Here is a 12,888-nt window from a genome sequence, read left to right on the forward strand (position 1 = left end):
CCTTGTTGTTGTAAAAAATAGTGTCAAGCCAAACTATTTTTGAAGGGTTGTTTCTCAAGCCCTGAACGGCACGTAGTTTCTGGTTCTATAAGATTCAACACTCCGGCCGTTGACTAGCAAAATGGGCTCGGATCGCTTGTACTGCCGCAGTGGTAAACTGAATTTTTTCCGCATCCATAGCGACACCGTGGCAGGACAACTTTGCGATAACGAGATCGTTAGTTTTGTCGATGAACACGTTCTGGCCATGAACCCCAACCGCGAAAACCAGCGGATCTTTACCATTGAGCACGTACCATTGGCTGCGGTAGTGCATAGGCAAATCGGGGAAGTAATCAAGAAAGGCGCCTTTATTCCACGCCTCCCTGTCACTCTGCGTTTCAATGTCCTGCAGCCACTGAGGTGGCACGACTTGGGTCTCACCCACTCGGCCATCATCCAGCATCATTTGACCGACTCGGGCCAGATCCCGAGTGGTCGTGCATATGCCCCCCGCACAACGTGGAGCGCCCAGTCGATCGACCGTTATGTAGGCGTTCGTTTCAGCACCGATCGGACGCCACAGCAACTCCGAGAGAAGATCCGCGTAGCGTCGGCCAGTTGCTCGTTCGATGATCCAGCCGAGCAGATCGGTGTTGGGGGACACGTAGTGAAACTTGTCGCGGTGGTTGCCCTGGCGGCCTGTGAGCAGGGAGAAGAACGAGCGCAAGTCATGTGCCTTGGTCGTCGCATCTACCGGATGCCAGCCCTGGGCTTGACGATAGGCAATCATCAAGCCTTCGCTTGCCTGGTAGTTTTCCTCAAAGTCGACGCCGACTTTCATGTCCAGCAGGTCACGCACAGTAGCATCGTCGAACGCCGTGCCAGCGAGTTCCGGAACGTAGTAAGTAACCAGCAATTCCTCACCAAGCCGCCGCTGATCGATCAGGATACCTGCCAGCAGCCCCAGAAACGATTTGGACACGGACATGATGATGTGAGGTGTTTCAGTAGTCAGACCCGGTCGGTTGTACTCGTTAACCAGCTTGCCTTTGTGCAGCACGACAAACCCATCGGTATTGGTCTCCTCCAAAAACGCCGAGAGGGAATAATCCACCCCTTTGAACGGGATCCGAACTGACTCTACGTCGGATGGCACTTGTTCCAGGGGTTTACTGTTTCGACATGCACCAGGGATATCCGCTGACGGCACAATCTCTCGCACATGCGTGAACGACCACTGGATATAAGGCGCGCTTCGCCAATTGGACAGCGTAACTTGCTCTTCAGTAAGCGGAGGAAACCCATTCATCAACTTTTTCGCCATTATTTCTAACCCCCTATATAGCTGTATTCGTAACAGGCCTTTCCTGTCCCTTGCCAGCCAGATCTAATCACCTGGCCATAAAATGCCTCAGGGACGCCTCTATGCGGCCGGGTTGAATACCGGTAACGATAAATACCAACGTACTGCCGGCGGGCAATTCATCATTTCCGTCCAGATTGTCGGGTGGATGGATGAAGGACCTCACCACGTTAATCAGCACTGGCTGACTCCCCCCCTGAACTCTTATCACACCCTTGATTCTCAGAACGCTATCTGCATAACAATGTACAAATGCAGACAGCCAAACCGAAAAGGCTACCCATTCAAACGTATCGTTCAGTTGAACGCTGACGGATTGGATATCATGCGCGAGGCCTGAACTATTAGTTCCTAAGCGCTTAAGTACCCGCCCCGCTTGCACCACGCCTTGAGCCGAAGCCTTGCGCTGAGTTTCTCCGCACATCAACGAATCAAAGATCGACCGCAACGGATCGACTCGGGCGTTGCGACAAATGACCCTAGCCGTCGCATTCAAGTCTTCGATCAATGCCCGTGCCTTGTTCACTGACTCGGGGCTGGCGAGGTCGATCTTCGTTATCATCGCCACGTCAGCGCTGGCAATCTGTTGCCGACAGAGCGCGAAATCACGCAGCTGCTCGACACATTGCAGAGCATCGACCGCGCACAGCACGCCGGCGAAACGGAGCTGTTGGCAAAGCAGCGGGTCTGTCGCAATGGATTTAGCGATGGGGCCCGGATCGGCGAGCCCGGTTGTCTCGATGATGACCCGATCAATCATTGCTCCGTCAGGTCCCGAGCACCTTTCCAACAGCTCGTGCAACGCATGAGTCAGGTCATCTCGAATCACGCAACAAATGCATCCGTTCTTGAGTACAGTGGTGTCCCCGACCACCGCTTCGACCATCAAATGGTCGATACTGGTTTCGCCGAACTCGTTGACAACCACTGCAACCCGAACGGATTCGTTACCTGTTTCGCTCAATAAACGATTGAGAATCGTCGACTTGCCCGCGCCGAGGAAACCACCCAGCACCACCACAGGAATGCGCTTGTCAGATCGTGTGTGCATTGAGTTGTCTCCTTTGCTACACCTCAAAAACCAGACAGGGGGTCGACGGGTCGAGTGCCCAGTTCTGCTGCGGCAATCCAGATATGTGCCAGATCGTCCACGACGCGGGTTCTGCCAGTGAAGTCATGCAGTACCATTTTGCTTCCAGCGTCATACAAGCGTGTGCCGGAAACGCTGAGCAACCGATTGACTATCGCGATGCGCCTGTGCCGCTGTGCCTGGAGGGGAATATCCAGAGCCAGCGCGTCGGCCCACTCGGTTGCGCCCAGTAAAACGCCACAAGCTCCGCACATAGCGACATCACCTGTTTTCAGCAGCCACTACGACCGCCTATTTCCACTTGCGCATTGAATGGATTGCGTTTGCGGAAGTCGTCCGCAATCTCGGCGTAAGTCACCATGCGAACGCCGGAGTGGGACAGCATGTGTTCGATGAGGCGCTCCAGCATCATGAGCACGTGCGGCTTACCCGCGCTGTCCGGATGAATGGTGATCGGGAAAATTGCGTAATCGTGATTGCGATAAACCCAGTCGAATTGCTCTTGCCAGATTTCGCCTAATTGCCTGCCTGTGACCCATCCGTGACTGTTGGTCATGGCCTTCACGAACATGGTCGGCGGGGCGTCGTCCAGGTGCCAGCTAGCAGGAATTTCCACCAGATCGACGATCTTGCCGGGCTGCCAAGGTTTCATCCATTCCTCGGCAGAACCGCTGTAATCAATTTTCGTCCAGCTATCGCCTTGGCGCAGGTAGTAGGGATGATAGTCATCTTCCATGAGGCTACTGTCGTAGCTGATGCCTCGTGAAAGCAGAAGGTCGATCGTGTTTGAACTCAACTCCCACCATGGCGCCATGTATCCCGTTGGGCTAATGCCACTGCTGGATTTGATCAGTTCAATGGTGCGATCGAGAACGTCCGCTTCCTGCTGGCGGGTCATCGCCAGAGGGTTCTCATGCATGTAACCGTGCACTGCCAGTTCGTGACCAGACGCCACCAGCATTTCAGCCGCCCGAGGGAAGCTTTCCATCGAATGTCCGGTGACACCCCAAGTGGTCCGGATGCCGTAGCGTTTGAACATGTCCAGCAGTCGTGGAACGCCCCGCTTGGCGGCAAACACACCACGGGAAATGTCACAGGGCGAGTCTGCGCCACCGAATGAACCAATCCACAGCGAGACGGCGTCGAAATGGGGGCAAATGCTGACTTGGATATCTTTGGTCGCCATGACCACTCCTCATTGAAAATAACGTTGTCGACTGAAATTCGGGCAAGACCTCACCGTCGGCGGCCGATGGGGCGCCGGTCATTCAGTTAGATGACGTAGCGGTTAGTGTGGGAGTTGCTGCAACGGACGGCTAACTAGGTGGACGCGCAAGGCGGGGATGGACAATTGACTTCTCCTGTTATTGTTTTTTTCACCGGCTTATTGCTTCGAGCAGTAGCGGGTATGGCGCAGATATTGGTGTCGATAGCCACTGAGGACAATACGCAAAAATACGTATTCTCTATGATTCGAAGCCTTTCTCGGCTTCTGATGTTTAGCCGAAAGCCTTCAACACCGGTCGAACCACCAAGGCGTTCGAAAATGCGCAACGGCATAAGGGGATGGCGCGAGGATGTTCTGCTGGCCATTCTGGACCTGGTAAATCAGGTGCGCATGGGACATGGACAAGTCGAGCGTATCGTCCGGGAATGACAGCCCCACCTGACCTGGGTTATCGAGGTAGCAGGCCCCCGTCACGCCACGATGTACCCTATGCCGCAGATCATCGCGTACCTGCGAGAAGCGTCTTGCATTCCCGACCCTGGCCCAACTGTTCGCCAGCATCTGCACGCGGTCATAGCCCAAACCCGCCTGAGACAACCCCGAAGCCTGATTGAACCTTTCGAAGTACTTCTGACGAAAGCGTACTCCCATCTGATCGGGGTAAACGCCTGCACTTGTTGCCCATACCACATCGTTGCCAAGTGCGCCCAGTTCAATGCCGTAGGCCGGTACCGATGGGCTATACAGCATGTACACCAACGCCCGTAATGGCGACTGCGAAAATGCTCGTTGGAACGATATACCATCCTCGATGAAGTAGGACGCCAGCACCACTACGCTGGGCTGCCGGACGTGCAGCTGCGTCACCACAAGGTCCCAATTAACAGGGTGCGCAGCGAGGTCTGACATGACCTCCACATCCCAGCCCTGCTCGCCCAGGCGACTTTCCAGCGCAGAAAGCCCGAGATTCAGCCCAGGCCAGAAAGGTTGAACGATGACAATCTTGCGGTTAGACGGCGCCCACAACTTTTCAGCGATGATCTGCTTGAGGAATCTCGCCAGCCCGACGCCATAGGTAATATCGCTGGCATTGACCTGAAAGAGATTGCCTAGCCTCAAGGGCTCCTGCCTCACAGGTTCCACCGCACACTCCATGGTCAATGAGTGCAACAGCGGCGCGCCGTAATCGCTCAACAGATCACTGAGTAATGCCTGTGGATGTGTATAAGCCGAAGTAATGCCGTCCACCTCACAATTCACCAATTGCTCAAGTGCCTGGCTCATAGATCTTGTATCGCTCGGGTCACAGGAGCTGGTCACTAGCGCCAACTCACGGCCAAGCACACCGCCGCGGCTGTTGATCTCCTCTATCGCCAACTGCGCCCCATTGAGCATTTCCTGTGAGTCCGCCGAGCCTCGGCCTTCTGCACTGTACGGAATGCCGATGTACAACGGCCGTCGTTGCAGCCTGACCGGAGGAATTACCTTCTGCGAATCCAGCTCGTCAATCAATCCTTCAAGCACTGCTGAGCCCAGCGCCAAGCCCTGGCAACCCCCTGGGGTCGGAAACCTCAAAAGCCCTTGATCCACAGCGAAGCTGGCGAGCCCTGCTCGGGTCCAGACCTGCAGCTTTTCAAACAGGTGTTCAACGTGCTTGGCAACGGTTCGCGGGCTCCGACCCAAGCGCTGTGCGACAACCTCGTTGCTCAATCCGGCGGCCAGCAACGTCAGCACATCCAGCTCGCGTAACGAAATGCCAGCCGTCGGTTCCAGCTTTTGCAGGCTCACCTCGGCAGTTGGCACTGTGGTGTAGGCATCGCACCGCTCAATCTTCACGGCCTGCCAGGTGCTGTCCTCTGCCACCCAAATGCATCTGACAGCATCTTTGCCGGACAACAGTAATGCCCTTGCGAGCTGAATCACCCTTTCAAGCGTGCGAAGCTGCCGTGCACCTCGTGCGCTGTCTGTTTCCTCCACGCGCCCGTGAAGGTCGACTGAAGCAGAAACAGACCACTGCGATGGAGAAACCAGTTCTTGCGATGGCAGTATCGGCATGCGTAATTCCTGTCTTTCAGCCTGTAGAGAGAGGCAAAACCTTCGTGCTTGCGCACAGCCATTTCAGCCTAAGCCGACGCTCACGCACATTTCAATACTTGTCCCAACCAAAGCGTTTCGCTACCTGATGCCATAACTTGGCAGTTGTGAGAAACAGTGGCATACCTGTTCTTTCGAACAAATACAAAATGAGTACCCGGTCAAAATGACGTACTGCGTTCAGGACATTCTCGACAACACTTCCTTGCAAACTCGCTTACTGGCAGGTGCTGCCGGTGTCGATCGAGCCGTTCGCTGGGCACATGTCTGTGAACTCATGGATCCCACGGAGTGGCTTGGCGAAGGCGATCTGCTGATGACAACCGGTATCGGCATTCCTGTGGAGCCCGAAGCGCAGAAACTGTATGTCCAGCGCTTGGCCAAGGCACGCCTGGCCGGCGTCATGATCGGTGAGAACATGCAAGCGCCGGCAGACCTGACAGCGTTGCAGGTGGAGGCCGAACGGCTCGGGTTGCCGGTGATGATGACCTTTTACTCGGTGCCGTTCTCGGCTGTTACACGTGCCATCCTGGACGCCAGTAAAGAGGCTGAATACCAACGGCGCCAAGCCGTTAGCAGGATGTACGAAAGCGCTCGTCTGGGGCTGCAAGGATTGGGGCTTGCGGACCTGCTGATACGACTGTCCAAAGACGTTCACGCCCAGTTGTATCTGTTCGATGCCAGGACATTGCAACCTTGGCAAGACGACCTCCCTGCCCTACCAGAAAGCTGGTGTGTGGCACTCGAAAAGCGTGAACTGCCTGCATCGGCATCACGTTGCAGCAATGGAGAGACAGAAGCGCTCACTATCGGCCTCCCATCGATGCAGCACTGCCACCTGTTGGGTATCGGTGGCGAATTCCTGGACTATGGACTTCTGCACCATCTCGTTGGGGTGCTGAGCATGGAACTGGAACGCCTCCAGGCCGAGCACCAACGCTTGTTGCGTCTAGGCTCGGAATTACTCGACGACCTGCTGCAGCAGCGCATTACCGAACGATCAGCGCAGGAGCGCCTGACTCATTTCGATTGCGCGGTTGAGCAGACTTTTATCGCAATCACCAAGGTAGGCGGTGACGAGCAAAGCGCTTGGCTACGGCGCCTGGCTCGGTTGAACACCAGAATCGCGATTCGCCTGCAGGGGGACGAGTTGATCACCCTGTTTTCCCTGGAAGATACAGCTAGGCAGATTCAAGCAGAACTGGGATGCAACCTTGGACAGAGCAATGCTTTGGGTCGCGCATTGAGAGCGCCTGAGGCCTTGCGTGAAGCCCGCTTGGCCCTGGCACACTGCGGGCCCACAAGGCCTTTGGTGGCCTACGCTCAAGCCCGCGACGAACAGTCATGGTTACCCAGCAGCCTTGACGAGGCCGCGCGTGTCCATCGTCTGGTTCTGGGCCACTTGGCCGACTACGACAAGCAACAGGGCGCTCGTTTCGAGCACACCTTGCGTGTTTTCCTGGAAGACAATCGCTCTTGGCAGAAAGCGGCTCAGCGTTTGAATATTCACAAGCAGACGCTGGTTTATCGAATTCGACGTATTGAGGAAATTACAGGACGCTCTCTCGAATCCACCGAAGACGTCACAGCGCTTTGGATAGCACTACGAAGCGCCCAAATTGCGGGAATCGAACAGTAGTTCTTGTATTCGAGCATGAACGCATCACCGGTTTTGCTAATTGAAAACGTTGCAGGAAATCCAGTCGCGCTGTAGTACGCAGGCTGCTTTTCCACCGACTCGCGATAACGTATCCAACTCACCTCATACGAACGTATGGGACGCCCTGCGATTTTATTGTTTCTGACTGATTGAGCCTGCGTTTGCGGAGGAAGAATCTAGGGATGTGGTTCTGAAGCATTCCAAAAACAACAAGCGCGGAGAAACATCGTATGTGGAGAGTAGGCGTAGACGTGGGTGGTACCTTTACCGACCTATTCGCCTGGGAGGAAATCTCGGGTAAACAGGTGACAGCCAAGGTGCTCACCACCAAGCAAGACCGCTCGATCGCGGTACTGGAAGCCATCGACAAGGCCGGCATAGCAATCGCCGACATCTCCCATCTGATGCATGGCACCACCACCGCGACCAATGCCTTGATCGAGCGTAGTTACCCCGATGCGGCCTTCATCACCACCGAAGGGTTCCGCGACACTCTGGAGATCGGTCGACAGCACCGTGAACATCTATACGATCCGTACCAGACCAAGCCCAAACCCATCATCAAGCGGCGCTTCCGCTATACCGTCCCCGAGCGCACCAACGTGCGCGGCGAGACCGAGCGCACACTGGATATCACCATAGCCCACGAGGTCGCGCAGAAGATCAAGGCATCGGGCATCAAGTCGGTCGGCATCGGCTTCATCAATTCCTATGCCAGCACCCGCCACGAAGAGCAGATGCGCGACATCCTGCTCGAGCATTGCCCTGACGTGCATGTGGTGCTTTCCGGGGAAACGCGCCCGGTGTTCCGCGAGCACGGGCGTTTTACCACTACCGCTGTGCGCGCAGCCTGCATGCCGGTGATGGTCAAGTACATGGACGACCTGGAGGCGCGCCTGCGCCAGCACCAGTTCACCGGCAAGCTGCTGATTCTCAAGAGCAGCGGCGGCGTGATGTCCGCCGAGCTGGCGCGGCTGCACCCGGAAGACATGCTCGAGTCCGGCCCGGCAGGCGGTGTCGCCTATGCGGCCTACCTCTGCGAACTCAGCGGCTTCGACAAGATCCTGCACACCGATGTCGGCGGTACCAGCTTCGACGTGTCCATCGTCGAGCATGGCAAGGGCCTAATCACCCGTGACCATGAACTGGAATGGGAAGTGCCGATCGTGGTGCCGATGCTCGACATCCACAGCGTCGGCTCCGGTGGCGGCTCGATCGGCTGGGTGGATCAGGGGGGCTCGCTACGCGTCGGCCCGAAAAGCGCCGGCTCCGAGCCTGGGCCTGTGTGCTACGGCCGTGGCGGCACGCAACCGACCATCACCGATGCCAACCTGCTACTGGGGCGCCTGGAACCAACCCTGGGTGGCAAGTTCGACCTCGACATCGAGGCCGCGGACAAGGCCATGACCCAACTGGCCAAGCAAATCGGTCTGTCGCCGCTGGAGACCGCCGAAGGCATGATCCGCATCGGCTGCGAATATATGGCCCAGGCCGTGAAGAAAATCCTCGTCGCCCGGGGCCGTGACCCACGCGACTTCGTATTCGCCAGCTTCGGTGGAGCGGGTGCGCTGCATGCTTGCATCGTGGCCAAGTCGATGAACATCCCCAAGGTCATAGTGCCACCCTATGCCGGTGTCGCTTCGGCCTTCGGCGCCACGGCAATGAACCTGCGTCAGGACCTCGAGCGGTTCTATTACTCGCCGGTGAAAGAAGCCGACCTCGGCAAGATCAACGAAATGATCGCCGAGCTGGAAACCAAGGCCAAGGCCGTGCTGCGCGAACAGGGCATCGACGACGACAACGATATCGAACTGATCCGCACCGCACAAATGCGCTATGTCGGCCAGTCCTATGAAGTGGACACGCCGATCCCCGCTGGCGAACTGACCGCCGCCTGCCTGCCGGGCATCGAGCAGGCGTTCCATGCCGCACACAAGCAGGAGTTCGGCGTCAGCTCCGACGACTTCGCCCCGGCGTTCGTCTCCTTCGGCGTCACCGCCATCGGCCGCATGGACTCGCCGCCCCCGGTCGACCTGGTCAACGCCACCGACGGCGATGCAGTCAAGACCGTGCGCGACGTGTACTTCGATGGCCAGTGGACGCAGTGCAAGGTCTACGACGGCGAAGCTTTGGGCACCCAGCACCGCATCCAGGGGCCGGCAATCATCGAGTACGAGCACGCCTGCACCGTGATGCCGCCGAACACCCAAGCGCATGTGAATGCGATGGGCGCCTTGGTCATCGACATCGAAAAATAAAAATAAGGAGCCCACTATGAGCAAGCAAATCATCGGTCATGACGTCGACAACGACATCGACCCGATCACCTTCGAGGTGATGCGCAGCATCTTCGAGTACGCAAGCGACCGCATGGCGACCGTGCTGCAACGTTCTTCGTTCTCGCCGATCCTGGCGGACATGCTGGACTTCTCCAACGCCATCTACGACGCCGACCTGCAACTGCTGAGCCAGGCGGCCAACTGCCCAGTGCACCTGGCGGCGATGAAGTTCAGTGCCGAGGAAGCGGTGAAGACCATTGGCCGCGAGAACGTGCATGAAGGCGACGTGATGGTGGTCAACGACCCCTATCGTGGCGGCACCCACATCAACGATATTTCCTTCATCAAGCCGATCTTCTACAAGCAGGAACTCATTGGCTACGGCGTCAGCCGCGGCCACTGGATGGACCTGGGCGGCGGCGGTGCCGGCGGCCAGGCGTTCAGCACCCACATCGCGGCCGAGGGCCTGCGCCTGCCACCGCTGAAGATCTACTCGGGCGGCAAGCTCAACGACGACCTGCTGGCGATCATCCTCAACAACTCACGCACTCCACACTTCATCAAGGGCGACCTGCAGGCGCACCTGGGCGCGCTGCTGGGCGCCGAACAGGAGCTGCAACGGGCCTGCGAGCGCTATGGCGCCGAAACGGTGAAGAAGGCCATGAAGAAGATCCAGGCCTACACCGAGCGCATGATCCGTGAGTCGATCCGCAAGATCCCCAACGGTGTCTACGAGGCCGAGGACTACGCCGACACCGATGGTATCAGCGACCAGCGGGTCAAGCTCAAGGTCACCCTGGAGATCCAGGACACCTCGATCAAGGTCGACTTCGCCGGTACCGACCCCATCTGTCAGGGCGCGATCAACTCGCCGCGAGCCAACACCATTTCTGCCGCGCTGTATTCACTGCAGTTCTTTCTGGCGCCCGATGCGCCGCAGAACCAAGGCATGTTCAACCCGATCGAGGTCGTGCTGCCTGAGGGCTGCTGGCTGAACGCACAATGGCCGGCGCCGACCATCGGCTGCACCACGCTGACCTCGTCGAAGATCACCAGCGCCATCTGGCAGGCCCTGGCCAAGGCCATCCCCGAGAAAATCACCGGTTCCACATGCTCGGAATGCAACTGGTTCGTCGCCAGCTGCACCTCGCCCGACGGTAAGACCGACGTGTTCTCCGACCTGCCGGCCGGTGGCTGGGGCGGCACCCCATATGCCGACGGCATGAGCGTCACCATGGACCCGCTGGGCAATTGCATGAACATGCCGGCCGAGACCGCCGAGCTGTTCTTCCCCATCGCCTACGAGGCCTTCGAGCTGCGAGGCGATTCGTCAGGTGCCGGTCGCCACCGTGGCGGCTTAGGGGCTACCTTCAAGGTACGCTTCCTTGGCGGCGGCGAACTGGGCATGGAAACCTCGCGTACCCTCGAAGGCAGCCCCGGCGCTTCGGGCGGCCTGCCCAGCGCTGTACAGCGTGCCAGTCATATCCATGCCAACGGCGACGTTCGGGTCATTGGTGGCCTGGCCAGCGACGGCTCGTGGTCCAGCCCACTACTGGCCTCGCACAAGTTCAAAGCAGGCGATGTGTTCATGTTCGAAAGCACAGGTGGCGGTGGCTGGGGCAATCCACGCCAGCGCACCGTGACTGAAGTGCTGGAAGACGTACTCGACGAATACATCAGCATCGAAGCCGCCAAGCGTGACTACGGCGTGGTCATCGACCCGCTCACGCTGCAGGTCGACGAGGCAGCCACCTCGGCCTTGAGAGGCTAAGCAGCGCTTGCCCTCACCTGCCCCGGGACGCATGGCCCCGGGGCAGGTCTCCAAATCAGTCCTATGCACAGTGGTAATGGGCTCGCCTGGCGCGTCGCCCGGGCGCCACTGTGTCCAGTCACGTCTGCAATTCTCTCCTCGTCGCCCTTAAAACAATAATTCCGGAGCGATTCATGAAGATTCAACGCTATGCGTTCGCGCTGATGTTGCTCGCCCTCCTAGATCAACCAAAACAGGCCGCGGCCGTGCCGGTGACCGAGCACCTGGACATCGGCGGTGCAATCCGCGGCCGGCTCGATATCGACCCGGACCGGGATATTTCCAGGTTCGATTTCGACACGCTTATCCTGCGTGCCGATTACGACTCGGAGCACTGGATCGGCTCGGTACAATATCGCTTCTACGGCAATGCCTACCCTTTTCAGTACACCAATGACATCGGTGATATCGCCTTCTTCGAGCATGCCTGGGTGGGCTACAGGTTTTCCCCTGCGCATCAGGTCCAGCTTGGCCTGACCGACATCCCCTTCGGCCTGGGCCGGTACTTTGGCAATACCTTCTTCGAGACCCTCGGCAACGTGGTCGGCCTGGAGGATACCCAGGACATCGGCATCAAGTACCTCGGCCAGTTCGATGATTGGGATCTGAGCGCGGCCTACTACCCGGTCACCGCGCAACAGGGTCACGGCACCAGCCGCGGCGGCCGCACCTACGGCACCAGCGTGGCCTCGGCCGACAGCTATGTGGCGCAAGGCAGCGACAACGAAGAGCGCGACATCCTCGTCGGGCGTATTGCCCGTCGCTACAGCGTTGGCGACTGGCAGGGTGAGCTCGGCGTGTCGATGCTGTCCTCGAACTTGCACAACAACGACACCAACCGCGACGGCCAGCGCCTGGCCACGGCACTGCACCTCAAAGCCCAAAGGGGCCCGCTCGGTTTCCAGGCAATGGCTGCGCGCCAGCGAATGACTCCGAAGAACATGGGGACCGACACATTGGTGAGTTTTGGCGGCTTCGATGCCACGTTCAATGTCGCCGCCAAGGGCAACCTGTACTTGGCGGACGTCAGCTATGAACTAGCCTCACGCTTCGGCTGGCTGTCGAAGGTCAAGGTATATGCCAACTACAGCCTGTTCGACAAGGACGAGGGGCAATTCAGCAATTCACAGCGAGCCATTCTCGGCAGTTCGTTCAACCTGGGGCGGCTCTTTGTGGCGCTGGAATGGCTGCATGGTCGCAATGACCCGTACATCGGCGGGAGTGATTTTACCCAGAGCCTGGGTAGCGGCGGCAGCAATCGGTGGGAAAATCAGGTCTACAGCAACGTGGGTTATTACTTCTGAAGAGTAATGCGACTGAAGCAGCGTATCGACGAGGTGATCTGCTGGAAAAACGAAAACAACTGATGGAGGAATGAGCTC

Annotated in this window: 8 protein-coding genes; 4 read left to right on the top strand and 4 right to left on the bottom strand. The window is 57.9% G+C overall.

Features of this window, described 5'->3' with window-relative positions:
- Positions 1-94: 94 nt before the first annotated feature.
- The 4 genes from ACTJJN_RS11415 to ACTJJN_RS11430 all read right to left on the bottom strand — a co-directional run bounded on the left by ACTJJN_RS11415 (position 95) and on the right by ACTJJN_RS11430 (position 5,718).
- Positions 95-1,306, bottom strand: a complete 1,212-nt coding sequence (locus ACTJJN_RS11415) for a serine hydrolase domain-containing protein (RefSeq protein WP_102689127.1) — start codon at positions 1,304-1,306, stop codon at positions 95-97.
- A gap of 67 nt (positions 1,307-1,373) precedes the next feature.
- Complete coding sequence (locus ACTJJN_RS11420; RefSeq protein ID WP_102689128.1) at positions 1,374-2,396, bottom strand: CobW family GTP-binding protein; 1,023 nt, start codon at positions 2,394-2,396, stop codon at positions 1,374-1,376.
- A gap of 310 nt (positions 2,397-2,706) precedes the next feature.
- Positions 2,707-3,621 carry a polysaccharide deacetylase family protein gene (locus ACTJJN_RS11425; protein ID WP_102689130.1) on the bottom strand — a complete coding sequence of 305 codons (915 nt, stop codon included), beginning with the start codon at positions 3,619-3,621 and terminating at the stop codon, positions 2,707-2,709.
- 327 nt (positions 3,622-3,948) lie between these two features.
- Positions 3,949-5,718, bottom strand: a complete 1,770-nt coding sequence (locus tag ACTJJN_RS11430; protein ID WP_102689131.1) for an ABC transporter substrate-binding protein — start codon at positions 5,716-5,718, stop codon at positions 3,949-3,951.
- A 205-nt stretch (positions 5,719-5,923) separates the two neighbouring features.
- On the opposite strand from ACTJJN_RS11430, the gene ACTJJN_RS11435 reads away from it, so the two are divergent.
- The 4 genes from ACTJJN_RS11435 (at position 5,924) to ACTJJN_RS11450 (ending at position 12,810) form a co-directional block, all read left to right on the top strand.
- Complete coding sequence (locus ACTJJN_RS11435) at positions 5,924-7,396, top strand: PucR family transcriptional regulator (RefSeq protein WP_102689132.1); 1,473 nt, start codon at positions 5,924-5,926, stop codon at positions 7,394-7,396.
- 251 nt (positions 7,397-7,647) lie between these two features.
- The gene (locus ACTJJN_RS11440; protein WP_102689133.1) at positions 7,648-9,675 is read left to right on the top strand and encodes a hydantoinase/oxoprolinase family protein; all 2,028 of its coding nucleotides are present in this window, start codon (positions 7,648-7,650) and stop codon (positions 9,673-9,675) included.
- Positions 9,676-9,691: 16 nt separating this feature from the next.
- Positions 9,692-11,467 carry a hydantoinase B/oxoprolinase family protein gene (locus ACTJJN_RS11445; protein WP_102689134.1) on the top strand — a complete coding sequence of 592 codons (1,776 nt, stop codon included), beginning with the start codon at positions 9,692-9,694 and terminating at the stop codon, positions 11,465-11,467.
- A gap of 173 nt (positions 11,468-11,640) precedes the next feature.
- The gene (locus ACTJJN_RS11450) at positions 11,641-12,810 is read left to right on the top strand and encodes a hypothetical protein (RefSeq protein WP_102689135.1); all 1,170 of its coding nucleotides are present in this window, start codon (positions 11,641-11,643) and stop codon (positions 12,808-12,810) included.
- Positions 12,811-12,888: the final 78 nt, after the last annotated feature.

Source organism: Pseudomonas sp. 22515 (assembly GCF_052044625.1).
Classification (GTDB): Bacteria; Pseudomonadota; Gammaproteobacteria; order Pseudomonadales; family Pseudomonadaceae; genus Aquipseudomonas; species Aquipseudomonas alloputida.